Origin of the sequence: Pedobacter sp. MC2016-24 (assembly GCF_015223055.1) — a bacterium.
Taxonomy (GTDB): domain Bacteria; phylum Bacteroidota; class Bacteroidia; order Sphingobacteriales; family Sphingobacteriaceae; genus Pedobacter.
In genome coordinates this window covers 744,546-768,373 of the sequence record NZ_JADFBX010000001.1, presented here as the reverse complement: position 1 = coordinate 768,373, position 23,828 = coordinate 744,546, and the positions used below count along the sequence as shown (strand labels likewise).

20 protein-coding genes are annotated in these 23,828 nt (G+C 42.9%); 11 read left to right on the top strand and 9 right to left on the bottom strand.

The window, feature by feature from the left end; translation table 11 throughout:
* Positions 1–219: 219 nt before the first annotated feature.
* The 4 genes from IM797_RS03485 to IM797_RS03470 are packed head-to-tail and all read left to right on the top strand — an operon-like array spanning position 220 to position 4,940.
* On the top strand, positions 220–2,523 hold the full coding sequence (locus tag IM797_RS03485) for a TonB-dependent receptor domain-containing protein (RefSeq protein WP_194125689.1): 2,304 nt from the start codon (positions 220–222) through the stop codon (positions 2,521–2,523).
* Between the two features lie 10 nt (positions 2,524–2,533).
* Entirely contained in the window at positions 2,534–3,814 is a 1,281-nt protein-coding gene (locus IM797_RS03480; protein ID WP_194125688.1) for a sialidase family protein, read from the top strand.
* 53 nt (positions 3,815–3,867) lie between these two features.
* On the top strand, positions 3,868–4,302 hold the full coding sequence (locus IM797_RS03475) for a hypothetical protein (protein ID WP_194125687.1): 435 nt from the start codon (positions 3,868–3,870) through the stop codon (positions 4,300–4,302).
* Positions 4,302–4,940, top strand: a complete 639-nt coding sequence (locus IM797_RS03470) for an SCO family protein (RefSeq protein WP_194125686.1) — start codon at positions 4,302–4,304, stop codon at positions 4,938–4,940. The genes IM797_RS03475 and IM797_RS03470 overlap by 1 nt, the downstream gene beginning before the upstream one ends.
* A 114-nt stretch (positions 4,941–5,054) precedes the next feature.
* On the opposite strand, the gene IM797_RS03465 is transcribed toward IM797_RS03470, so the two are convergent.
* Positions 5,055–6,845, bottom strand: a complete 1,791-nt coding sequence (locus IM797_RS03465) for a hypothetical protein (RefSeq protein WP_194125685.1) — start codon at positions 6,843–6,845, stop codon at positions 5,055–5,057.
* A gap of 136 nt (positions 6,846–6,981) precedes the next feature.
* On the opposite strand from IM797_RS03465, the gene IM797_RS03460 reads away from it, so the two are divergent.
* From IM797_RS03460 to hemN, 4 genes are all read left to right on the top strand, one after another.
* A complete protein-coding gene (locus tag IM797_RS03460; RefSeq protein WP_194125684.1) occupies positions 6,982–8,169 on the top strand; it encodes a PAS domain-containing sensor histidine kinase in 1,188 nt (395 codons plus the stop codon).
* Positions 8,170–9,228, top strand: coding sequence for a response regulator (locus tag IM797_RS03455; RefSeq protein ID WP_194125683.1), 1,059 nt, complete (start codon positions 8,170–8,172; stop codon positions 9,226–9,228).
* An 83-nt stretch (positions 9,229–9,311) separates the two neighbouring features.
* Entirely contained in the window at positions 9,312–9,800 is a 489-nt protein-coding gene (locus IM797_RS03450) for a lactate dehydrogenase (RefSeq protein WP_194125682.1), read from the top strand.
* Entirely contained in the window at positions 9,778–11,142 is a 1,365-nt protein-coding gene (hemN, locus tag IM797_RS03445) for an oxygen-independent coproporphyrinogen III oxidase (RefSeq protein WP_194125681.1), read from the top strand. Before IM797_RS03450 ends, hemN begins: the two co-directional genes overlap by 23 nt.
* Positions 11,143–11,219: 77 nt before the next feature.
* Here the strand turns inward: hemN and IM797_RS03440 are convergent, their stop codons facing one another.
* From IM797_RS03440 to IM797_RS03405, 8 genes are all read right to left on the bottom strand, one after another.
* Entirely contained in the window at positions 11,220–11,906 is a 687-nt protein-coding gene (locus IM797_RS03440; protein WP_194125680.1) for a sulfite exporter TauE/SafE family protein, read from the bottom strand.
* Positions 11,903–12,328 carry a FixH family protein gene (locus IM797_RS03435; RefSeq protein WP_194125679.1) on the bottom strand — a complete coding sequence of 142 codons (426 nt, stop codon included), beginning with the start codon at positions 12,326–12,328 and terminating at the stop codon, positions 11,903–11,905. Before IM797_RS03435 ends, IM797_RS03440 begins: the two co-directional genes overlap by 4 nt.
* A gap of 3 nt (positions 12,329–12,331) precedes the next feature.
* Positions 12,332–13,729, bottom strand: a complete 1,398-nt coding sequence (ccoG, locus tag IM797_RS03430) for a cytochrome c oxidase accessory protein CcoG (protein ID WP_194125678.1) — start codon at positions 13,727–13,729, stop codon at positions 12,332–12,334.
* 1 nt (position 13,730) lies between these two features.
* Positions 13,731–14,528, bottom strand: a complete 798-nt coding sequence (locus tag IM797_RS03425) for a cbb3-type cytochrome c oxidase N-terminal domain-containing protein (RefSeq protein ID WP_194125677.1) — start codon at positions 14,526–14,528, stop codon at positions 13,731–13,733.
* Positions 14,525–14,692, bottom strand: a complete 168-nt coding sequence (locus IM797_RS03420) for a hypothetical protein (RefSeq protein ID WP_194125676.1) — start codon at positions 14,690–14,692, stop codon at positions 14,525–14,527. The genes IM797_RS03425 and IM797_RS03420 overlap by 4 nt, the downstream gene beginning before the upstream one ends.
* A 20-nt stretch (positions 14,693–14,712) precedes the next feature.
* Positions 14,713–16,824, bottom strand: coding sequence for a cytochrome-c oxidase, cbb3-type subunit I (gene ccoN / locus IM797_RS03415; RefSeq protein WP_194125675.1), 2,112 nt, complete (start codon positions 16,822–16,824; stop codon positions 14,713–14,715).
* 72 nt (positions 16,825–16,896) lie between these two features.
* Positions 16,897–17,082, bottom strand: a complete 186-nt coding sequence (ccoS, locus tag IM797_RS03410) for a cbb3-type cytochrome oxidase assembly protein CcoS (protein ID WP_194125674.1) — start codon at positions 17,080–17,082, stop codon at positions 16,897–16,899.
* Positions 17,079–19,481 (bottom strand): heavy metal translocating P-type ATPase metal-binding domain-containing protein, encoded by a 2,403-nt coding sequence (locus IM797_RS03405; RefSeq protein WP_194125673.1) that lies wholly within the window; start codon positions 19,479–19,481, stop codon positions 17,079–17,081. The genes ccoS and IM797_RS03405 overlap by 4 nt, the downstream gene beginning before the upstream one ends.
* 247 nt (positions 19,482–19,728) lie before the next feature.
* On the opposite strand from IM797_RS03405, the gene IM797_RS03400 reads away from it, so the two are divergent.
* Genes IM797_RS03400 through IM797_RS03390 form a run of 3 tightly spaced genes read left to right on the top strand, consistent with a single transcriptional unit; the run spans position 19,729 to position 23,771 of the window.
* Positions 19,729–20,928 (top strand): Pycsar system effector family protein, encoded by a 1,200-nt coding sequence (locus tag IM797_RS03400; protein WP_194125672.1) that lies wholly within the window; start codon positions 19,729–19,731, stop codon positions 20,926–20,928.
* A gap of 6 nt (positions 20,929–20,934) precedes the next feature.
* Positions 20,935–22,908, top strand: a complete 1,974-nt coding sequence (gene ppk1, locus IM797_RS03395) for a polyphosphate kinase 1 (protein WP_194125671.1) — start codon at positions 20,935–20,937, stop codon at positions 22,906–22,908.
* A gap of 5 nt (positions 22,909–22,913) precedes the next feature.
* On the top strand, positions 22,914–23,771 hold the full coding sequence (locus tag IM797_RS03390) for an SdiA-regulated domain-containing protein (RefSeq protein WP_194125670.1): 858 nt from the start codon (positions 22,914–22,916) through the stop codon (positions 23,769–23,771).
* Positions 23,772–23,828 lie beyond the last annotated feature (57 nt).

Below are 23,828 nucleotides of genomic sequence, written 5' to 3'. Positions count from 1 at the left end.
AAGGTAAATTTTCCACCGACAGACAGAGCAGGGCGGCAAAGCAGGGTTACTGTTGAATTGCAAAGCAGGGTTGCTGTTGAATTGCGTAGCAGGGTTACTGTTGAATTGCAAAGCAGGGTTACTGTTGAATTGCGTAGCAGAATTATTGTTGTATTGCCAGGCAGGTCTGTTTAGTGTTTACTCATTTGTTTTTTTTAGAATTTTTATACCATTTGTTTAATGGATCGATACAGATATATTTTATTATCTATTGGCCTGGTGTTTTGCTTTTTGCAGAGCCAGGCCCAGACACAGCCCATAAAAGGGCATATTTATGATTCACAAACCCGCCAGCCTTTGGCCGGGGTTGTGATTGCTACCGGTCAGACGGTATTGGCTAAATCTGATGCACAAGGTTATTTTGAACTTGTAGCTGCTCCAGCAGGCACTGCGTTGAATGCCCGATTATCTGGATACAAGGTTCAGATGATTAAATTGATTGCCGGTGTAAGCGAGCTTAATGTACAGCTTGATGCGGATGCAGTAAGTTTAAATGAAGTCAGGATAGGCAGTTACAATGGCAATAAAAGCAGTAAAGAAACGCCCGGATCGATTGCGGTAATTACTGCGAGGGACATTACCCGCGGAAGTGCCGTCTCGCTTCAACCGGCCTTAAACGGAATCCCGGGTGTGCGCATGGAACAGAGTACTTTATCGGAAGCCCGGATTTCCATTCGTGGAAATGGCGTAAGGGCGGCATATGGGATTCGAAATGTAAAGGTTTACCTCAATGAGATTCCGGTTACGGAAGCCGATGGTACCACTCGGATTGAAGCCTTAGATGTGAACAGCATCGGCAGGGCAGAAGTGATTAAAGGTCCGGCTTCCAGCATTTATGGCGCGGGAACGGGCGGAGTCATCAATTTTCAATTGCAGCGTTCACCTTATCAGGAGCAGAGTATAGAGGCTTCCGGACTAATTGGTGCTTATGGTTTACATCGCCTGGCTACAACTTACCGCAGTGGTGGGGATAAGCTGAATAGTTATGTTTCTTATGGTTGGCAGGAATATGATGGCTATCGCGAACACAGCAATGACATGCGTCGCTTCCTGTCGGGTAATTTTCAGCTTTTTCCAAGCGACAAGCGCATTGTGACTTTGTTACTCAACCGGACTACTCAATATTCGCAGATTCCTGGTTCCCTAACACAGGATCAGGTGTCTGCCAATCCCCTGCAGGCAAATGCTACAAACCTGGATAAACAGGCCGGCAGGTATCAAACCTGGACCCGGGTTGGATTGGGGCAACAGTATCGTTTTAATGCGCAATTTTCCAATTCTACCAGTGTATTCACGTATTTTTACGACTTGAACCATCCCCTGCCTTACGCTTACATTCGCAATTTTTACCAAAGCTATGGCGGTCGTACACGTTTTAGTTATGATCCTGACTTTAAGGTCCTGCCAACGCATTTTACAATGGGTGCAGAGTTTAACGAAGGCCTTACCAAAGGAACCCAATATGTGAACAATCAGGGTAAAGAAGGGGCTGTAAATTCCAATATTGATTATAGAAATACACAGTTTTCTTTGTTTTATCAATCCGAAACAAAGCTTAGTCCACAAACAACTTTAACATTGGGACTGAGTTATAACAGTTTGAAATATGATGTGCGGGATTATCTAAAACAAAACCAGAGCGGGATCAAGAAATTTGATCCGCAGGCTAGTCCCCGTATTGCTTTGAGCCATAGCTTTGGTCAGGCTTTAAGCTTACACGCCAGTGTCAGCTCAGGTTTCTCCCCACCTTCAAGTTCTGAAATTAAGAATGTTGATGGTTCGATCAACCCGACGCTTCAGGCTGAAAAGGCCATGAATTACGAGATCAATGCCAAAGGAAATTTGTTGAAATCCAGATTAGCATATGATCTGGCTGTATTTAAGATGGATATGAAAGGTGAATTGATCGCACAGTCTATACAGCAGGGAATTACCATTTATAACAACGCTGGAAAAACCAGCCACAATGGGCTGGAACTGGCCTTGTCTTACCAGGTGTTTAAACCCGAAGACCATCAGGAGCTGGTTAGCCTACGGCCTTTTGTGGCCTTGACCTATTCAGATTTTAAGTTTAGAGATTACAAAACGCTGAATGCCCAAAGCCAGGTTACCGCAACATACGATGGTAATAAGCTTACCGGGATTGCCCCATGGGTTTTAAACGCAGGAATAGATCTTGAAACCCGGACGGGTATCTATTTTTATGGCAGTTATTTCTACAGCGATCGCCTTCCTTTAAATGATGCCAATGTTGATTTTAATCCGGCTTACCAGGTTTTAAATGCCAAGCTGGGTTATAAAAAACAGTTGGGCAAGTTTTTGGAAGCCAATGTGTATGCTGGCCTGGACAACCTGTTGAATAAAAGTTATAGTTCAATTGTTTCTTTAAATGCAGTAGGTTATGGCGGTGCTCAGCCTGCTTATTATAACCCATCGCCAAAAAGAAACGGCTACGCCGGATTAAACCTGAAATATCTATTCTAATTTAATGATCATGAACAAAGCTATCACAATTGCCCTTAGTGTACTGGTTATTTTTGCTTCTTGTACAAAGAAGAGCAGCAGTCCTGCAGATCAGCGACTGCAAACCGAAGGTATCGCGGCTGTTGGACCTTATTTCACAAAGGACCACAAAGGCATTCCCGTGCTCTGCTGGACAGAACAAAATGGTAAAGATTCCTTGTATATCCTTAAATATGCCCGGTATGATCTGGCCAAAGCAGTTTTTGGTCCTGCGATTACTGTGCCTGCATCTGCGGGATGTAGTGCAACAGCCGAAAGTATGGGGAAAATTGCTTTTAAATCTGATGGATCGGTCGTTGCATTATTTTCCCGACGCTTCCCTACAGAGAAAAACCCTTATGCGGGGGCGATTTATTATAGCCTGTCGGCAGATGCCGGCAAGAGCTGGTCAGCGGCTAAGTTCCTGCATTCTGATACCTCGCATGCTTATGGGCGCAGCTTTTTCGACATTGCCAGGTTAAAGAATGGTGAGCTTGCTGCCATTTGGCTGGACGGACGTTTTGGTAAAGCCCTTAAAGGTTCTGCGCTTTTTTACAGCCAGACAGAAAAAGGGAAGGGCTTTGAAAGGGATACTTGCTTAGATCAAGGAACCTGCGAATGCTGCCGGACTGCCATATTAACTGATGCTGCGGGAAATATTCACCTGGCTTATCGAAGTATCAGTTTTCCTGACCCTTTAGCGGGAAAGCAAGTACGCGACATGGTATATAAGCTTTCAACGGATAATGGCAAAACATTTTCTGAAGTTAAACCCATTAGCCATGACAATTGGGAAATTGAAGGATGCCCGCATTCCGGCCCTACATTGGCGGTGGTAAAAAACACCTTACATGCAGTCTGGTTTACGGCAGGAGGCAGTCCGGGCTTGTACAGTACCCAGGCCGACATAGGAGCCGATTTTGCCAAAAGGCAGTTGGCAACGGCTGAAGGCCGGCACCCGCAAATGATTGCTTTAGTGGATGGTCAAACAGCTATGGTTTGCGAAGAATCGGCCATTGCTGAACCTGAACACCATATGAAAATGGATCACAGCAAGGGTACGGGGATGATGCAGCATGGGCCGGCTGCGGTAGCAAAAATTGTACTGCGCATCCAGGCTGCGGATCATAAAACCACCAGTCTTAATGTCAGCGATGGACTACTTCTGGATCATCATGCGGTTTTAACTCAAGCTGGTAAACAGATTCTGATCGCCTGGGTGAGAGATGCGCATCATGGTGCTCAGATCCATTATGCCAGTGTAGAACCTTAAATACTTAATTTTAAAATCACAAAATATACATGAATATCATAAAATATATAACCATGAAAAAACGAGTTGGATTGTTCTGTGTGAGCCTTGCGGCAATTGCCTGCACACCAAAAGAAGATTACAAAGCTGTCCGTGATGAAGTGATGAAGTTTCACGATGAGGTAATGGTAGATCAAAGTACGGTAGTCAATAACCAGATGCAATTGGATACTTTACTGAAAGATTTAAAAGGACTTAAGACGCGCTTTCCAGAGGCAGATACCGCGAAGGAAAAAGTTGCAATTACTGCATTGATCGCTGATTTAACCAGGGCTGAAGATAGCATGAACGATTGGATGCATAAATTTGAGCCTGATGTAACCGGCAAATCAAATGAGGTGGCTGTTGAATATTTCAAAGCTGAAAAAGCAAAAATTGCGGCAGTGGACAGTCTCTATAAAAAAGAAATCAAATCATCTGGAGATTATCTGCGTAAATTTAAAAAATAATGAGGACGATACGATTTGGCCTTGCCTTAATTTGTCTGGCCTTATATAGCTGTAAGGATAAACAGCAGCGTCTGCCTTTTTTGCAAATGGATATAGCAGAAAAAATAGTAGATGGCAAGAAAGTTCCGGACACCAGTTTCAGGACCATTCCGGATTTTAAATTGTGGAACCAGGATAGCACGGTAGTTACCTCGAAAAATTTTGATGGGACGATCTATGTAGCTGATTTCTTTTTTACTTCTTGTCCGACAATCTGCCCGGTGATGCACCGCAACCTGCTGAAGATTTATAAAAAATACGAAGGAAATCCGGAGGTCAAATTTGCCTCGCATACCATTGATGTCAAATACGACACACCTTCGAGGATGAAAAGTTATGCAACAAAATTGGGGGTCCAAGGTACGCAATGGGAATACCTATGGGGAACGCGGGATGAGATTTATGCCCTGGCAGAAAGAAATTATCTGGTTGCCGCACAGGAAGATCGTAAAGCTCCCGGTGGCTTTGTACATCAGGGCTACCTGATTCTGGTTGACAAAGAAAAAAGGATCAGGGGTGCATATGATGGCGTTCAGGATAAGGATGTGGCCAAATTGATGAAGGATATGGACATCCTGTTGGCTGAATACAAGAAATAATTTCTTTTTATAGAGATCCTGAAATAGCATAGGGCTTACGTTTCAGCAGGCCTTGAATGATGTGGTAGTAGGAGACCCTGAAATTATTTCAGGGTCCCGAAGCCATGACTTTAATTAAGACAGGCTGAGTTTTAACGCATTTAAACGTTGTTCTGCTTGTAGCAACTGGTTTTGCATTTCTGTAACCGCGATGCTGTTTTGCCATTTCAGTTCAGGTACCAAAGCCTTGTAATAATTGATCCCATGTAAAAGCTCATCTTTGAATTTGCTAAAATATTTGCTCTTTTTTGCACTGATTTCATTTAACTGCGCAGCCAGATCTTTTTTCAGATAATCGACATATAGGTTTAGCTCATTGATGAACAGATTGGGTCTGTTTACATTAGCCAGGAGGTCTATGCGTCCATAAATGTGGTTAACCATGTCTTTCAGGCTATATTTACGCGAGAAATAAGCCAGGTTGGGTCCAGGACAAATGCTTACGGCTCTGTTTTCCCTGGGTTTTAATAGGTCGTTCTTGATGTAAGCCGAAGCGCACAAGCCTTCACAAAGGCACACTTTTTCGGTAATTGCATTCAACTGTTCCTGGTAAAGTTCATGGCTGATCGCCTGTTGCTGCAGGTCTTTAATCTTTAAATTTTGATATTCCCTGGAAGCGGTACAAATGGGAAGGGCGGTAAATTCCGTATTGGTACAGAGAAACTTTTTGGTGCAGGGACTTCCGGGCCTGCCTTTTTCTATCCGTTCCAATCGTTGCTTTTCGATGCTACTGCCTTTGAAATTGTTAAAAAGAACTCCTAATGGTGAGGCGTTGCTGAGGTAATAATCGGTTGTTTTTGCATCAGCCAGTCGATTTAAAGTTTGCTCGTCTACGTTGGTCGCCTCAGGTACCAATAAAAACGGGCTTCCCCAGCCAGCCGCATCAAGGTCATAGTAATTTAACAAAAAAGCATGTTCTTCGGCTGTACCAATTCCGCCCTGTGCGGTAATGCGTTGTTCGAGCCTGGTCAATACAGGTATCGCTTTAGCATCCAATGCTTTCGAATATATTTCATACAGTTCCAGGTAAAGATCCGCTCTTTTTTGTTTAAACTCTTCCAGGATCGGCCCCAATAAAAAGCCTTCTGTAGCAAAGGCATGACCGCCACAATTTAAACCTGATTCTATACGGAATTCTGATACCCACAATCCTTTTTTGGCAAGCATTTTTGCCTGTATGGTGGCCGACCTGAAGTCGCTAACCTTCAGGATGATACTTTTAGTCACGGGGATATTCGCAGCCGGATAAAATGCTTCACATTTTTCCATATAGCTATACAATCTCGGGTTCAAACCGGCAGAAATGACTACCGCTGCATTGATCTCGCTGTTTACAAAGCCGCGCATGGCAGCCAGGGCATCTGTATGGTCATCTCCCAGATATTCATTTTCAGCATTGTAATTTGCCTTGTCTACTTTCGACATGATGTTTACGTCAATAGCGCCAGGTTTAATGCTGGCTTTCAGGCTGTTGGCTAGTTCGGATTTTTCGTTCGTGTCTTCCGTTTGGAGCATGGCTGTGAATTGCGCTTTCAACACCGAGTTCTCTGGCAAAAGTTCAAAGTACCGCCAAAGATCTGTACCAGCTTCGAACAAACCTTTTTTAAGCGTGCTGAACTGCTGGTTTACGAGTTTGTTCAGTAAGTTCAGATAGGCAGTTATGCGTAGGGCCCGGCTATCGGGCATTTTTTTGTCAATTGGCTGATAGTCTTCCTGGTTAGCCTGGGCGTGGAATTTACGCATGCGTTCCGTGAGTTCATCATCTACGATCGATACTACCGATGAAATGCCATATTTTGCGATTTTTAACGGTGTGTCTATAGAATAACCCAGCCCAAGGACAGGAATATGAAAAGTATGATTCATGAATTGATTTTAATAGTTCAGAATACAAAATAGCATACTATATTTAGGTTAAAATATGATGAGGATCACGATATAATATGACTGTCGCGATGAAACGAACATCTGCAAAAATTATATACATTTGTGCAACTAAACTATGGAAGAGAATTCAAGATTATTGAAAGCGATTATTGAAACTGCAATTGATGGCATCATTACCATTGATAATCGTGGTAACATTGAAAGTCTTAATCCGGCTGCATTGCGGTTGTTTGGTTATAGTATAGAAGATGTAAGTGGTAAAAACATCAAGATGTTGATGCCTGAACCTGACAAAAGCGGTCATGATGGTTACATTTCCAGGTACCAGACCACTGGTGAGAAACGCATTATTGGTAAGGGCCGGGAGGTTCGCGGATTGAGGAAGGATGGTACCACATTTCCTTTTCGCCTTGCGGTAAGTGAGGTAGAATATGAAGACCGCATCATTTACACGGGTTTTATCCATGACCTTTCTAAAGAAAAGGAAGCTGAAGAACGTTTGCGTGAATATGCTGCGGAGCTTGAAGAACTGGTGGAGGAAAGAACACGGTCCCTTAAAAAGACCGTTCGGGCGCTGAGTGAGGCCAAGGAGGAGGTGAGTTTATCGCTTGAAAAAGAGAAGGAACTTAACCAGATGAAGAGTCGTTTTGTATCTATGGCATCCCATGAATTCAGAACACCTTTAAGTTCTGTACAGCTTTCTTCATCACTGATCGAGAAATATGCCCTGCCTTTTGACAATAAGAACATTACCAAACATGTGGGCAAAATAAAAAATGCAGTTGGTAATTTAACCACGATATTGAACGACTTCCTGTCCCTGGAAAGATTAGAAGCAGGTAAGGTGGAGCCTAATTTTAAGAAATTTAACCTGGTCAAGCTGGCGGAGGAGGTTACCGAAGAGATGCAGATGATTGCCAAGCAAAACCAAAACATCATTTACCAGCATACGGGTTTGGAAAGCGAGGTGGTTTTAGATCCGAACCTGTTGAAAAACTGCATGTTTAACCTGATCTCGAATGCGATCAAGTATTCCGGAGAAAATACCTTTATAGAATTTAATACAGAAATTACTGCGGACCAGTGTATGGTTGTCGTTAAAGATAATGGGATAGGGATTCCGCAAGGCGACCAAAAGCATTTGTTCCAGCCCTTTTTCAGAGCCAATAATACCGGAAATATTCCAGGAACCGGCCTGGGTTTAAATATTGTTTTACGTTATGCCTCCTTAATGGGTGGCTTATTACATTTTGTAAGCCGCGTAAACAAGGAAACTACTTTTACACTTTCTTTTAAAAAATAGATGAAGAAGACCAGCATATTGATCATAGAGGATAACGAAGATATCAGAGAGAGCGTAGTTGAGATTTTGGAACTGGCAAACTATGATGTTTTAGAAGCCATAAACGGGAAAGTAGGCGTGGATCTCGCTGCGAAGCATTTACCGGATCTGATTCTTTGCGACATTATGATGCCGGAACTGGATGGTTATGGTGTCCTTTATTTGTTAAATAAGAATCCGCAGACAGCGGCAACGCCTTTTATCTTTTTAACAGCCAAAGCTGAGCGGATTGATATGCGTAAGGGAATGGAAATGGGGGCAGACGATTACCTGACCAAACCTTTTGATGATGTGGAGCTGCTTAACGCAATTGAAACGCGTTTGAGTAAGAAAGATAAACAGCAGCAATTTTACAGCCAGAGTCTGGACAAACTGACAAACCTGTTGCAAGGTGCTTCGGGTATGGAAGAATTGCACCAGATGATTGCCGACCGTAAAGTTCGTACTGTTAAAAAGAAACAGGTCATTTATTACGAAGGTGATGCAGTTTCTGGAATTTACCTGGTGCTGACCGGAAAGGTAAAGACCTTTAAAATGAGTGCTGATGGACGCGAGTTGTTAACGGGCATGTATACTTCAGATGAATATTTTGGTGTGCCTGCTTTATTAAGTCACGAGGCCCACGCCGAAACAGCCGAAGCCATGGAAGATACAGCCATTTGTTTATTGCCCAGGGATACGATGGAAACCTTATTGAATAAATTTCCCGATGTGGGCAAGCAGTTCATCAAGATATTGTCGAATAACCTGATTGAAAAGGAAGAGCAATTGTTGCAATTGGCCTATCATTCGGTTCGGAAACGCATGTCGGAAGTGTTAATCCGCTTGTGTAAGCAGGAAAAAGATGCTGATCATTTGACACTTAAAGTGTCGAGGGACAATCTGGCGGCAATGGCTGGCATGGCAACTGAAACGGTAAGCCGAATTTTAAGCGATTTTAAAGACGAAGAAATTATCGAGCGTAAAGGTAGTCAGATTGTGATTTTAGACTTGCTGAGGCTCAGAAATATGAAAAACTGACGAAGATCACTTTTTTTTCTGACGAGCGTCATTCTTTAGGGTAGCTTATGCTGGTAAATTTGATTGATCAAAATCAAGTTTGGATGAAAGTAGTTGCCTACAGTATAAAATCTTTTGAGAAGGAACCCCTGGCTATAGCCAATCAGAAAAAGCATGAAATAACCCTTATTTCTAATGCCTTAAATGCCGATACTGTAAGTTATGCTGCTGGTAAGGAGGCTGTTATCGTTTTTGAAGATGATGACGTTTCTGAAAGCGTCATTCATAAACTTGCCGATCTGGGTGTCAAATACATAGCTACCCGTTCCACTTCAGTAGCGCAGATCAATCAGCAGGCGGCCGCTGCACGCAACATCAAAATAGCAAATGTTCCACTGGGTGTCTTAAATGGCATAAAGGATCGGAACATGGCCATGAAGCTGGCCGAAGAAACCATTCTTAACCTGGATAAATGGCAGCATAAAACGTGTCTGGGGATGGCTTGTGCCTGCGCAAAATCTTGCCATAAAACGACTCAAAGTACTATAGAACCAAATAATCCGCTCTATAATGACCACAAACAAGTTAGTTGAGAAATATCACGTGGCGGCGCCGCGTTATACCAGTTATCCTACTGTTCCTTATTGGGATACCGATAACTTTGATACGGAAAAATGGGTATCTTCTGTTTCGGAAGTTTTTAAATTGAGCAATTCCAGCGATGGAATCAGTTTGTACATTCATTTGCCATTTTGCGAAAGCTTATGTACTTACTGTGGCTGTAATACCCGTATCACTAAAAATCATACTGTAGAATTGCCATACATTGAGGCTGTTCTAAAAGAATGGCAGCTTTATCTGGAGCTCTTGTCTGAAAAGCCGGTAATCCGGGAACTACATTTAGGAGGTGGTACACCAACCTTTTTCAATCCTTCTAATTTAAAATTGCTTATTAAAGGTATTTTGAAGTATGCCCGCGTCCACAAGCAGGCTGAGTTCAGTTTTGAAGGGCATCCTGCCAATACCACAGTAGAGCATTTGATCGCTTTAAATAAGCTTGGCTTTAAACGGATCAGTCTTGGAATACAGGATTTCAATCCCAAAGTACAACAGGCGATCAATCGTGTTCAGACGGTTAAAGAAGTAAAAGAAATTACCCATTTGGCCAGAGCATATGGCTACAATTCCGTAAATTATGACTTGATTTACGGTTTGCCGCTGCAAACTATGGATGGTCTGATCAGTACCATTGAAAAAGTACTGAAACTGAGACCAGACCGCATTGCTTTTTATGGTTATGCACATGTACCCTGGGTAAAACCAGGTCAGCGCCGGTATACTGAAGCAGACTTACCCTCAAGTGTAGAGCGCCAGAATCTTTATGAAATTGGGCGCAAACTGTTAAAAGAAGGTGGGTATACCGAAATCGGGATGGACCATTTTACATTACAGTCAGACAGTCTTTTTAAAGCGGAGACTACAGGTACCTTACACCGCAATTTTATGGGGTATACGCATCAGTATAGTAAATTGATGATCGGTTTGGGCGTATCTTCCATCAGTGATACCTGGAATGCCTTTGCACAGAATGTAAAAAAAGTAGAGGACTACATCGGCATTGTAAACAGTGGCCAGTTGCCTGTATTTAAAGGACATATTTTAAACGAGGAAGATTTGGTGATCAGAAAGCACATCATCAATATCATGTGTCAGGGTTACACCAGCTGGGACTTGCCTGAAGAGCGAAATGAGGCCCTGGAAGAAGGCTTAAAACGCATGCGCTGGCTGGCACAGGACGGACTGGTGATGTTGTCTTCAGCTGGTTTGCACGTGACCCCTTTAGGTAAAAGATTTTTAAGAAATATATGTATGACACTCGACGCACGTTTATGGGAGAATCAACCCCAGAGCCAGTTGTTTAGTGTCGCCGGATAACCTTGTCAAATTAATTTCTCTCAAGTTGGCATGCATTAATGCTCAAAATACCGGTCTGATTCAGGCTGGTATTTTTTTTAACGACAATCGCTAATGCCATTCGGATTAGCTGGGGGACTCAGATAAGGAATATCTAGGGCCAAGCCTCTGCAGATGAACCAGATGCCCAGGCAAAGCATCATGTAAGGAATAACCCGGTTGATTTTATTTCTCAGCATACTGCCTGTAAAGCTCATACTGATGGTTGCGATGAACATGAGGGGTAAGGTACCTAGTCCGAACCAGAACATATAAGTTACGGCATGGGTTACACCGTTGGTATTTAAAGCACCCGCCAATGCGAGGTATACGAAACCACAAGGTAAAAAACCATTAATGAAGCCGATGATCAGGTGATTGGCTTTGTGTTTCAATGCGTAATTGAACATCCGGTTAAAAGGGGCCAATAACCATTGATTTTTAGGTTTAAACCTGCTTAACTTAAAGATACGGGAACAGGCAGCCATTAGGATCAGGATTCCACTAAAAATGCTTACCCCTTGTTGTATCCCGGCCAGCCACAATTGCTGGCCAATTAAGCCGATGATTATACCCAGGCTGCAGTAGGCCAGGATCCGGCCAAATTGATAAAACAGTTTGTCTGCAACCAGGAACAGCCAGCCAGGTTTTACAACAGGTACCGAAAACGCCAGTGGCCCGCACATGCCAATGCAGTGCAGGCTACCTAGTAAGCCAATCATGAAGGCCAGTTTCTCGTTACTCATGGTATGTGGATTTCCTGTTCATCAAGATAAGATTTGCCATCACTGATCCAGGAAATGATGACGTGCCACTGGCCCCTTGCGATTCCCTTCAGCGGAATGACGGCCTGGTGTTTTTCATCGGTTTGTAAAGCAATCCGCTGGTCCATAGATTTGTCCGAGCTGCGCTGCAAATTGATGATGCCAGAAGCTTCTGTTTTGAAACTTAAAACGATGTTTTGCTGATCTATGGATAGCTTCGGACCGGCATCATCTGTTTTGACTTGTTCTTTTCGGTTGTAATCCGCATTGTAGGTTAAGCCCTTTTCATAGTAGTCGTTATCTACCAGGGCATCCGTTTTACTATTGAACATCAACACACCCAATACGACGATAAAAGTCATAAAGCTGAGCATTCCGATTACTAATTTTGTTCCCCAGTTCATCTTTTAATTGTTAGGAGGTGCAATAAATGTAGTTTCAAAGCGGTCTATGATTTTGCCATTCGCTTCGAGTTTAAACTTTATTTCAGATTTGTATTGTTTGATTTCACTTTGCGGTAAAATCACGAAAAATGTCAATTTAGCCGTTCCACCATAAGCAATAGAATCCTGATTTTGAATGTACTGGATTTTTGCTTTTGGATTTTCTGGCACAATCTGCACTTTGATGCCTTTGCTGGTTTTATTGATCAACTCTGCATTGTATAAATTACTCACGGCTTTTTCCTGATCGCGTAATTGATATAAAGTTCCGCCGGCACGCAAAATGGTAGTTTTGACATCGCTGCGTGTCAGGAGTAAATAGGAGAGGCCTGTCATCAAGATGAGTAGGACAGCGCTGTAACCATAAATTCTTTTATTGATATGGAATGGCTTTTTACTGTTAATCTCATCTTCGGATTTGAAACCGATGAGTCTTGCGGGCCGGTTGATTTTTTCCATCACCATATCGCAGGCATCAATACATGCTGTACAATTGACACACTCCAATTGGGTGCCATTGCGAATGTCAATCCCGGTAGGACAAACATCTACGCATAGTTTGCAATCAATACAATCTCCCTTTGCATTTTCCGCTCCTTTAACCCGTTTTCCCCTGGGTTCACCACGTTCATAATCATAGGCTACAATGATGCTCTCGTTATCAAGCAGTACACCCTGTAGCCGACCATACGGGCAGGCTACGGTACACACCAGTTCGCGCATTTTAGAAAAGACCAGGTAAAAGACAAAGGTGAAGATCCAGATGGAGATAAAACCCGACAAGTGTGCGGAAATTGGCTCGGTGATAATTTTGATCAGGGTTTCTGATCCGATGAGGTAGGCCAGAAAGATATTGGCGATCAGAAAGGACAAGAATAGGTAAATGCTGTGCTTGAGTATTTTTTTAACAATTTTTTCAGTCGTTAGCGGCCCATCGTCCAGTTGCTTACGTTTCAGGTGATCACCCTCAATCCAGATTTCTATTTTACGGAATACCATTTCGAGGAAGATGGTCTGCGGACAGGCCCAGCCGCAAAATACCCGGCCAAAAACTACGGTAAACAGCACGATGAATACCATAAAGGTCAGCAGCGCGAGTACAAACAGAAAGAAGTCCTGTGGCCAGAAAATGATGCCAAAAAAGACAAATTTGCGTTCCAATACATTTAAGAGAACCAGCTGCTCGCCATTCAGTTTAATGAAGGGGGCTGTAAAAAGTAGGGCCAGGAAGAAATAGCTAACTGCCGAGCGATATTGATACAACTTCCCCTTGATTACCTTTGGGTAAAGCCATTTGCGGCTTTTTCCATCGTCTGTAAGGGTGGAGATCTGGTCTCTGAAATGGTTTGGACTTTGTGACATGTTATTCTTTTGTTCCTTGTGGTGCTTTGGCGCCGGCAGGATTACTTCCTTTTAAGGATAAAACATAATTGGCGATATCTGAGATCTGTTTGGCATTCAACTGTTTCTCCCAGGCGATCATTCCTTTTTCGGGGATACCATATTTAATGGTCTTGAATACGGATTTGATCGTTCCGCCGTGTAACCAGTAGTCATCAGTCAGGTTAGGGCCAACAGCCCCTTGCCCATGTTCACCGTGACAGGGTGTACACACGTTTTTAAATACCGTTGCTCCGGCCTGCAGAACGGCTTTGTCCGTACTCAGCTCTACGGTGTTTTCATTGATTTTATTGGTACTGCCGCCACCAGGTTTTTGGAGGAGCGCAATGCGGTCATCTTCTGCCTGCTGCAGTTCCGCAGCATATTCCTGTTCCTGGTTTTTACCCCAGTCCATCACATGGTAGGTAAACATATAGCCTGCGGCGAAGAGAATTGTTCCATAAAACAGGACCATAAACCATGCCGGCGTAGGATTATCCAATTCGGCAATGCCGTCAAATTCATGCTCCATAACCAGGTCTTTCTCTTCAGAAATTGGTTTGAGTTGCATGATTTTTGTCCAGAAGCTTTTTTGTTCTGGTTTTTCGGCTTCCAGTTTTTCTTGTTCCAAACGGTATCTTTCCCTTTCTGCTTCTGATGCGAAACTGGTTGGATGTATACTTTCCTTAACAAAGATCTTAATGACCTTTAAAACCAGGATGGAAACGATCAATATGCATACTGCCAGTAACAGTAAGCCCCAAATTAAGATATCTGTCATTTTATATCGTCTTTTAAAGGGAGTTCACTCATATATTTAACTTCGTCTTTTTTCATGGTGATCAGCATAATTCCCACGACAATGAAAAAGAGCATAAAAATTGCGAGGGAGGAAAGCAGGTAAAACTGATTTCCGGTTGCCTGATCTAAAAATTGCTTAAACATAATGTTGTCGGTTTAATGTTCTACTTTGCTTTAATGTCTGTTCCCAATCGTTGCAGATAGGCAATCAAGGCAATGATTTCCTTATCACTTTTAACCTTTACATTGTTTTTTTGCAGATCTGCCGCTATTTCTTTAGCCTGTTCATCCAGATCCTTATTTGCCTTGTGTTCGTAACCCAATTCATAAGGTACGCCAAGTGTACGCATGGCGTTGATTTTACTGATTGTGGTTGTGGTATCGAGGGGCTGGGTAATCAACCATTCGTAAGGAGGCATGATGCTACCCGGCGACATGGTCTGCGGATCCAGCATGTGGTTGAAATGCCATACATTTCCATATTTACCCCCTTCACGTTGTAAATCTGGTCCGGTACGTTTAGAACCCCAAAGAAAGGGATGGTCGTACACGAACTCACCGGCTTTGCTGTATTCGCCATAACGTTCTGTTTCTGAACGGAACGGACGGATCATTTGGGAGTGGCAGTTGACACAACCTTCGCGGATGTAGACATCTCTTCCCTGTAGCTCCAGGGGACTGTAAGGTTTTACGCTACTGATGGTTGGTACATTGGATTTGATGGTGAAGGTTGGCATCATTTCGATCATACCACCAATCAGGATGACGATTAATGAAAGCACCAGGAACACCATAGGTTTACGTTCCAATACCCGGTGTAATTTACGGTCAGATCCCTGAGGTTTGTAATCTTTTGCCAATGGCATGGCTTCCGCAGGCTCGTTGGCCCAAAGTTTACCTGTAGCTACAGTTTTGATCAGGTTGTAGGTCATGACAATTACACCAGTAAGATATAGCGCACCACCCAAAGCCCGCAACATATACATCGGGATGATCTGGATAACAGTTTCCAGGAAATTTGGATAACGCAGCATGCCTTCTTCAGTAAATTCTTTCCACATCAAGCCCTGGGTGAAACCTGCGAAGTAAAGGGGTACGGCATAAAAAATAATACCCAGTGTCCCAATCCAGAAATGAAAGGCTGCTAATTTTTTAGAATATAAGGTTGTTCTATAAATTCTTGGAATTAACCAGTACAGGATACCGAAAGTCAGGAATCCATTCCAGCCCAATGCGCCAACGTGTACGTGTGCAACGATCCAGTCGGTATAGTGCGCAATGGCATTGATCTGTTTAAGTGCCAGCATCGGGCCTTCAAAAGTGGCCATGCCATATGCCGTGATACCAACCACCATGAATTTAAGCGTCGGATCCTCCCTTACTTTATCCCAGGCACCTCGTAGTGTGAGCAAGCCATTGATCATCCCACCCCAGCTCGGTGCAATCAGCATAATCGAAAATGCCACACCCAACGATTGGGCCCATCCCGGAAGGGAGGTGTAAAGCAAGTGATGCGGACCGGCCCAGATGTAAATGAAAATGAGCGACCAGAAGTGCAGGATACTCAGTTTGTAGGAATATACCGGTCGCTGGGCCATTTTAGGTAAGAAATAATACATCATACCCAGGTAAGGTGTAGTTAAAAAGAAGGCTACTGCATTGTGACCATACCACCACTGTACCAGGGCATCCTGGACACCGGCATACAGGTAGTAACTTTTAAATGCTGAGATGGGTAACTGTATGGAGTTCACAATGTGTAGTACTGCTACGGTAACGAAGGTTGCGATGTAAAACCAGATGGCTACGTACATGTGTTGTTCCCGGCGTTTGATGATGGTACCAAACATATTGATCCCAAATACGACCCATATTACCGTAATGGCAATATCTATCGGCCATTCCATTTCTGCATACTCATGCGAGGTAGTTAAGCCTAAAGGAAGCGTAATTGCAGTGGCGATAATGATCAGTTGCCATCCCCAGAAGTGGATTTTGCTCAGTACATCACTGTACATCCGTGCTTTTAACAAGCGTTGCAGTGAATAGTATACCCCCATAAAAATGGCATTTCCTACAAAAGCAAAAATAACGGCGTTTGTATGGAGCGGTCTGATCCGGCCAAAAGTGGTATACTGGGAGCCCATATTTAAAGCGGGCTTAAACAGTTGCATGGCAATGAGCAATCCGACCGTCATGCCAACGATACCCCATACAATGGTGGCGATGGCAAAGTTCCTGACGATCTTGTTGTCGTAGTAAAATTTTTCAGTCATGTGAAAATGGTGAGTGTTTATGGATGTAAAAGTACTGGTGTGTTTTTGCTTGCAGAATGACCTCAGTTGGGCTTAAAGGTGATCTTCGTCATTTTTTAATGACTCTTTTTCGAGTTCAGTCACATCATCAAAAAGGATGCGTATTGCAGGTGTATAAGTATCATCATGTTGTCCCGTTTTGCTTGCCCAGAAAAAAGCCGCCAGGAAAATCAGTGCCAGCAAAATGCTGCAGCCAATTAGAAAGAAGATCATGTTCATAGCAAATTATTTTTATGTCCGTAAAGCCGGGTTACGGTACTGGTGAATAAAATGATGGTTACAGTGCTTAATGGCATGAGTACCGCTGCGAAGAGGGGCGAAAGGAGTCCTTGTACCGCAAAGTATAAGCCTATGAAATTGTAAGTTAAGGAAATGCCGAAGCTCATATGGATGACCTTCACTGCATCTTTTGCCTGTTGGATGAGCTGTGGTATTTTGGAAAATGCTGCGCCATCCAGTATGGCATCACAATCCGGTGAGAAGTTGTTGATGTTGTCCGTTACGGCTACACCAAGATTGCTTTGCCGAAGTGCTCCGGCATCATTGAGTCCGTCACCAAACATCAATACTTTTTTATGCTGCGCCTGTAGCGAGGCGATGTAATCCAGTTTTTGTTGCGGATTTTGTTTAAAATGCATTTGCTGCGTTCTGGGAAAGAAAGGGACCAGGGTTTGTTTATCATGGTCCTGATCACCGGAAAGCAAGTGTAAATCAGCGGTTTTACCCAATTTAAAAACGAGCTCTTTAAAACCTGGCCGCCATTGTTGCTGAAAACTAAAATACCCCAGGTATTGTTCGTTGATCATGACATGAACGGCACTGCCTAATGGAGAGTTGATCAGTGGCAGACCAATAAAAGCGGAACTTCCTAATTTTACGCTATTACCATTAATTTTGCCACTGATCCCCCGTCCAACTTTTTCTGTATAATCATCAACCGGAAAAATCTTTTTTAAATCTAAACGCTTGCTGAGTTCCCGGCTTAGGGGATGCCCTGAATTTCTGGACAGGTCGCTCACGAGTTGCTGTTGTGCCATGGTTATGTCGCCATGAAATCTGATGCCTTTTGCCTCCGGATTGGTGATGGTCCCTGTTTTGTCGAAAACAAAGGTGTCTATCCGCGCCAGTTCCTCCACAACGGCTGTACTTTTCAGGTAGAACCTATTTTTATCAAAAATACTCAGCGCTGCTGCCAGGGTAAATGGAGAGCTCAGGGCCAATGCACAAGGGCAGGCAATGATCAGTACGGCCGTTAATGCCGCAATAGCCCTGGTGGCGTTACCTTCGGTATACATCCAGAAAAATGCGGAGCCAAATGCAATGCAAAGCAGGACTACGCTGAAATATTTGCTGGCGGTATCGCTAAAGGTTTTGATGCGGTCTTTTTCCGTGCTGAATGCTTCATTGTTCCATAAACGGGTTAAATAGCTTTGTGATACGGGTTTAACAACTTCCAGTTCTATAGCGCCAGACAATTGCCGCCCCCCTGCATACACCACTTCACCCAAGGTTTTTTTAACAGGAAGGGACTCTCCGGTTACGAAACTAAAATCTATTTCTGCCTCGCCTTTTAATAGTATGGCATCGGCCGGGATAATTTCATTACTTCTGATCAGTATACGGTGCCCGGTGGCCAGTTCCTTTAGTGGTACGGGTTTTTCTTCACCATCGAGGATCAGTGTGACTGCAACGGGGAAGTAGGACCGGTAATCGCGTTCAAAAGACAAGTGATGATAGGTTCTTTGCTGCATCCATTTGCCAATCAGGAGGAAGAATACGAGTCCGCATAAAGTGTCTACGAAACCTGCGCCTGAATTGGTGATAATTTCTGCAATAGAGCGGATAAACATCACGGCAATTCCGAGTGCCAGTGGAAAATCAAGGTTTAGTACTCCCTTTTTTAGATTTTTATAGGCAGAAATAAAATAATCCTTGCCACTGTAGAATACAACTGGAAGGGCAAATGCGAGGTTTAGCCAGCCAAAAAAAGATCTGAACTGTTGTTCCAGTTCCGATAGTCCGAAATAATCGGGAAAACTGAGGAGCATCACGTTCCCAAAACAAAAGCCGGCTACGGCAATTTTGGCTACCAGGTTTCTTTCTGAGTAGTCCGATTGCTGCTTTTTAACCACATCCTGTAAGCTGATCAAAGGCTCATAACCGATGGAAACCATGGTTTCAACGACTTTTCGCAGGGAAGTTTCCTGATTTTTGAAGGTTATGGCTACTTGTTTCTTTAAGAAGTCGATCCGCGATTGTGCGATCGCCGGATTTATTTTATGGAGGTTTTCCAATAACCAGATACAGGAACTGCAATGGATGGCAGGAACATATAAAGTAATGACCGTAATGCGATCATCTGTATAATCTACCAGTTCGTTGACAATGTTAAGCTCCTCAAGATATTCAAAATGATGGTTTTGAGTTTGTTGGGTTTGTCCGGGTATGTCGTTGTATTCGTAGTAATTGCACAGGTTGTGGCTGGATAGGACCTGGTATACGCCTTTGCAGCCGAGGCAGCAGAATTGCTTGTTATCGAGCGTGTAGGGGCTGGCTGGTAAATCATCACCACAGTGGTAACAATGGCTTTGTACTTTAATGGTTTTTTCAGCAATCATAACAATCAATTAATGTGCACCAAAGTTCCGAGTAGCTGTGAGCTTTTAACATGACAAGGATCACCATCCGGGGTGATCTCAATCACCTTTTGAACTGTGTCTCAGAAACAGAATAAAAACATCTTTTAAAGTATTTTAAAATATGAAAATTAAAACTCTCATATTTATGCTGGAAAGGGCTTAGTTAAAAGGGCATCAGTAAAAGCACTATACTTAAGTTTATTTTAGTAAAAAGCAATAAAAGAAGATGGATTACCGGGAAGTATTAGATCAATTGAAAAATCATGTTGTAAACTTGTTTTACTCGCATAAAGATGAGCGGTTTATATACCATAACTTGACACACACCGAGCAGGTAGTAGGGAACGTTGTAAAGATTGCAAACCACTATCAATTGTCTGACGCTGATTTTTTTATCGTAGTGGCCGCAAGCTGGTTCCATGACATGGGCTATTTGTTTGATTGTGCTGCGCACGAGTCAAAGGGTGCAGAGATGGCCGTTCAGTTTTTAAAAACACAGGGTTTAAGCGAAGAAGTTATTGAGCAGGTAAAAGGTTGCATCCTGGCTACAAAAATGCCTCAGCGCCCGGTGGGCTTGTTACAACAGATTGTTTGTGATGCTGATCTTTTCCATTTGGGAAGTGATCGTTTCCGGGACCGTAATCGTTTGATGCGGAAAGAAGCGGAAGCATTTTGTAACCGGGTGATTGATAAAGCCGATTGGCGAGCTAAAACCATCGCGCTCTTTAAGGCGCATCATTATCACACTGATTTTTGTCAGCAATTGCTCAACACCAAGAAAGCGGAAAACCTGGCCGAACTGGAACACAAACAATTGATGCAGACCAAGGCTGAAGTTATGGTAAAGCCTGATAAAGACCTGGAAAAAGAAGAAAAAAAGAAAAAGAATAAAGACCGACCCGACCGTGGTATTGAAACGATGTTCAGGATTGCCTCTACCAATCACCAGCGACTGAGTGATATGGCGGATAATAAAGCGCACATCATGATCTCTACCAATTCGATTATTTTATCCGTAATCTTGAGTATTCTGTTACGTAAACTGGAGGACAATCCGCACCTGATTATACCAACTATGATTTTGCTGGTTGTTTGTGTGGTAACCATGGTCTTTTCTATACTGGCTACCAGGCCTTCCATACCTTCAGGGGTATTTACACCTGAGGATATCAGTGCCAAGCGGGTGAACTTATTGTTTTTTGGTAATTTTTACCGGATGAGTTTGCCAGACTATGAAGGTGGGATGCATAAGCTGATGGAAGACCGTGATTTTTTGTATGGTAGTTTAATTAAAGATGTATATGCTCAAGGTGTGGTACTTGGACGTAAATACAGGTTGTTGAGAATTGCTTACAATGTATTTATGTTCGGTACGGTTGGTGCAGTAATTGCTTTTATTGTTGCATCAGGCTTTGTAGCTATGTAATACGGGATGGAAGAATTGGTGTTTTTAAACCGCGATTTAAGTTGGCTCAGCTTCAATGAAAGGGTGTTGTTGCAGGCTGCCAGAGCTGAAGTGCCCCTTTTGGAAAGAATTAAATTTCTATCCATTTATTCGTCCAATCTGGACGAATTTTACAGGGTGCGTATTCCGGTTTTAATGGCCGTGGATGAGCATCGTGAGCTGACTGCCGGTCCGGGCAATTATGAGCTTGCAAAAGCTGAAATTGGCAGGCAACAGGAGTTGTTTGGTCAGATTATCCATAGACAAATCCTGCCGGCACTTTCTGCCTGCGGGGTACACTGGGTGTATAATGAAAATTTTCCTGAACATGTTGTGGAACAGGCCTCGCACCTTTTTTTTACGGAAATTCTAGCCTACATCCATACCGTAAATGTAGATGATGACCTGACTGATTTTTTTGCGGAGAACAACAAACTTTATCAGGCTATCATTTTAATGGACAAACATGGGCATGAGCGTCTGGAACTGGTCAACGTGCCTTCTGATGTATTGCCGCGTTTTTACGCCATTACAAATGATGGAGGCAGTTATGTGGTATTTCTGGAAGACATCATGAAGCAGAACATGACTTACTTTTTTCCCGAAGACGAGATTAAAGGCATGTTTAACCTGAAAATTACCAGAGATGCTGAACTGAATCCTGAAAACAGCAGGGACGAGGAAGATATGACCGCTGCATTGGAGCGTCAGCTGGAAAGCCGTGATCTTGGCTTTGCCACACGTTTTTTATATGAACCTGGTATTCCTTTGCGGAACCTTTACCGTTTAATATATGGCCTGAATCTGCAGAAAGCTGCGGTGGTAGCCGGGGGGAGGTACCATAATTTAAAAGATTTAAATGATTTTCCGCTCAAGGGTGCGGCGTATTTTTATCCGAAATGGCCTGCTGTGCATTTTGAAATTTCCAGAACGGAAACATTATTTGAGCTGATTCTGAAAAAAGATATCCTGGTGAATGTGCCTTACCAAAGTTATGATCCGGTACTCCGCTTTTTTAACGAAGCTGCCAATGACGTCTATGTTACGGAGATTTATGCCACGTTATACCGTGTAGCAGAACGTTCGAGAATTGTAAGCGCTTTGATGACTGCCGCACGCAATGGAAGAAAAGTTGTGGTGATGGTTGAGCTGAAAGCGCGGTTTGACGAGGCGAACAACATCAAGTGGGCCAAACAAATGAAAGCTGCTGGGGTTAAGATCATTTACAGCAACCTGGATTTGAAGGTACATGCTAAAATTGCACTGGTGAAACGCATGGTTAATGGAAACGAGCAATCTGTTGGTTTGCTGGCTACAGGCAATCTCAATGAAAACACGGCCAGATTTTATACCGATCAGGTTTTGCTGACTGCCCATCGGGGGATGCTGAAAGAACTGGAACTTTTATTCGGTTTTTTGAGTAAAAGTAAAAAATCACCTGCTGCAGATGATTATATTGATTTTCAGTATCTTCTGGTAGCTCAATTCAACCTGATGGATCGGTTCCTGACTTTAATCGACAGAGAAATTGAACATGCCAGAAGTGGTCGCATTGCGGGAATTACCATTAAGCTGAACAACCTCGAGGAAAAGACACTGATTGCCAAATTGTATGAAGCATCCCAGGCAGGCGTGGTGGTTAAGATGATCGTCAGGGGGATTTGCTGCCTGGTTCCTGGTTTAACCGGCTTAAGTGAAAACATCACCGTGACCAGGATTGTAGACCGCTACCTGGAGCATGGGCGGATCTTTATTTTTGAAAATAATGGAGAGGCAGCGTTTTTCATGGGATCGGCAGATTGGATGAACAGGAATATTTACAGCAGGATAGAGGTTTGTTTCCCGGTTCTTGACTCAGAATTGAAAAGAATGATCCGCGCAATCATTAACTTACAGTTAAATGATGATGTTCAGCAATCTATTTACCTATTTTTGCAACAAACAAAACAAAAGCACATCTAAATTACATGAAGAAATTATACAAAAAATGCCTTCTTATCCTCTCTTTGCTTTGCATTTTTGGTACTTATGCTTGTAAGGCACCCCAAAATCGTTTTACGAGTCCGAAGGGGTATGACCTCAACAAACCGGAAAAATTAAACATGCCTTCCAGTTTGCTGGAAATATCTGGGATAACCTTTCATCATGGTGATAGTAAAATGGTTTATAGTATACAGGATGAGGATGGTAAGCTGTTTAAACAACATTGGGGGATTAAAAAACAAACCAATACGAAGTTTGCGCCAAAAGGTGATTTTGAAGACTTGGCCATTTTAAATGAAATGGTATTCGTTTTAAAAAGCAATGGTTCTGTTTATGCTTTTCCAATTGAGGACACTGCGAAAACAGAAACAGAGCGTGTTAAAGAATATAAACACCTGTTGCCTAAGGGAGAGTATGAAGGTATGTATGCTGATGAAGCCAGTGGCAACATTTATTTTTTGTGCAAAAATTGTGAAATTGATAAGAAAAAGCCAACAATAACGGGATATGTATTCAATTATCAGCGGCAGACTGCTGATCTGGTTTCTAAAGGCGGCTTTAGCATTGACCTATCAAAAACTACCGCTGTTAAAGGCGGTTTAAGACCTTCTGCATTAACTAAAAATCCTAAAACAGGCGAATGGTATATCGTTTCCTCTGTTCAGAAATTGTTATTGGTAGTTGGACAGGATTGGAAAGTTCGCGCATCTTATAAGCTTAATTCTTCGATTTTTAATCAGCCTGAGGGCATTGCTTTTGATAAAGACCTGAATCTCTTTATTTCCAACGAAGGGGATGAACTGACCGAAGGTAATATTTTAAAATTCAAACACATTCAGTAATTAATTACTTTTGTTCTTGAAGTTTACCGGGTTCTAATGACTGATTAGACTCATAAA

Coding starts and splice junctions, on each gene's coding strand:
- IM797_RS03465 (WP_194125685.1), bottom strand. CDS start 6,845: ATGAATCATACTTTTCATATTCCTGTCCTTGGGCTGGGTTATTCTATA.
- IM797_RS03485 (WP_194125689.1), top strand. CDS start 220: ATGGATCGATACAGATATATTTTATTATCTATTGGCCTGGTGTTTTGC.
- IM797_RS03480 (WP_194125688.1), top strand. CDS start 2,534: ATGAACAAAGCTATCACAATTGCCCTTAGTGTACTGGTTATTTTTGCT.
- IM797_RS03460 (WP_194125684.1), top strand. CDS start 6,982: ATGGAAGAGAATTCAAGATTATTGAAAGCGATTATTGAAACTGCAATT.
- ppk1 (WP_194125671.1), top strand. CDS start 20,935: ATGGAAGAATTGGTGTTTTTAAACCGCGATTTAAGTTGGCTCAGCTTC.
- ccoS (WP_194125674.1), bottom strand. CDS start 17,082: ATGAACATGATCTTCTTTCTAATTGGCTGCAGCATTTTGCTGGCACTG.
- IM797_RS03475 (WP_194125687.1), top strand. CDS start 3,868: ATGAAAAAACGAGTTGGATTGTTCTGTGTGAGCCTTGCGGCAATTGCC.
- IM797_RS03450 (WP_194125682.1), top strand. CDS start 9,312: ATGAAAGTAGTTGCCTACAGTATAAAATCTTTTGAGAAGGAACCCCTG.
- hemN (WP_194125681.1), top strand. CDS start 9,778: ATGACCACAAACAAGTTAGTTGAGAAATATCACGTGGCGGCGCCGCGT.
- IM797_RS03405 (WP_194125673.1), bottom strand. CDS start 19,481: ATGATTGCTGAAAAAACCATTAAAGTACAAAGCCATTGTTACCACTGT.
- IM797_RS03400 (WP_194125672.1), top strand. CDS start 19,729: ATGGATTACCGGGAAGTATTAGATCAATTGAAAAATCATGTTGTAAAC.
- IM797_RS03470 (WP_194125686.1), top strand. CDS start 4,302: ATGAGGACGATACGATTTGGCCTTGCCTTAATTTGTCTGGCCTTATAT.
- ccoN (WP_194125675.1), bottom strand. CDS start 16,824: ATGACTGAAAAATTTTACTACGACAACAAGATCGTCAGGAACTTTGCC.
- IM797_RS03420 (WP_194125676.1), bottom strand. CDS start 14,692: ATGTTTAAGCAATTTTTAGATCAGGCAACCGGAAATCAGTTTTACCTG.
- IM797_RS03440 (WP_194125680.1), bottom strand. CDS start 11,906: ATGAGTAACGAGAAACTGGCCTTCATGATTGGCTTACTAGGTAGCCTG.
- IM797_RS03435 (WP_194125679.1), bottom strand. CDS start 12,328: ATGAACTGGGGAACAAAATTAGTAATCGGAATGCTCAGCTTTATGACT.
- IM797_RS03455 (WP_194125683.1), top strand. CDS start 8,170: ATGAAGAAGACCAGCATATTGATCATAGAGGATAACGAAGATATCAGA.
- ccoG (WP_194125678.1), bottom strand. CDS start 13,729: ATGTCACAAAGTCCAAACCATTTCAGAGACCAGATCTCCACCCTTACA.
- IM797_RS03425 (WP_194125677.1), bottom strand. CDS start 14,528: ATGACAGATATCTTAATTTGGGGCTTACTGTTACTGGCAGTATGCATA.
- IM797_RS03390 (WP_194125670.1), top strand. CDS start 22,914: ATGAAGAAATTATACAAAAAATGCCTTCTTATCCTCTCTTTGCTTTGC.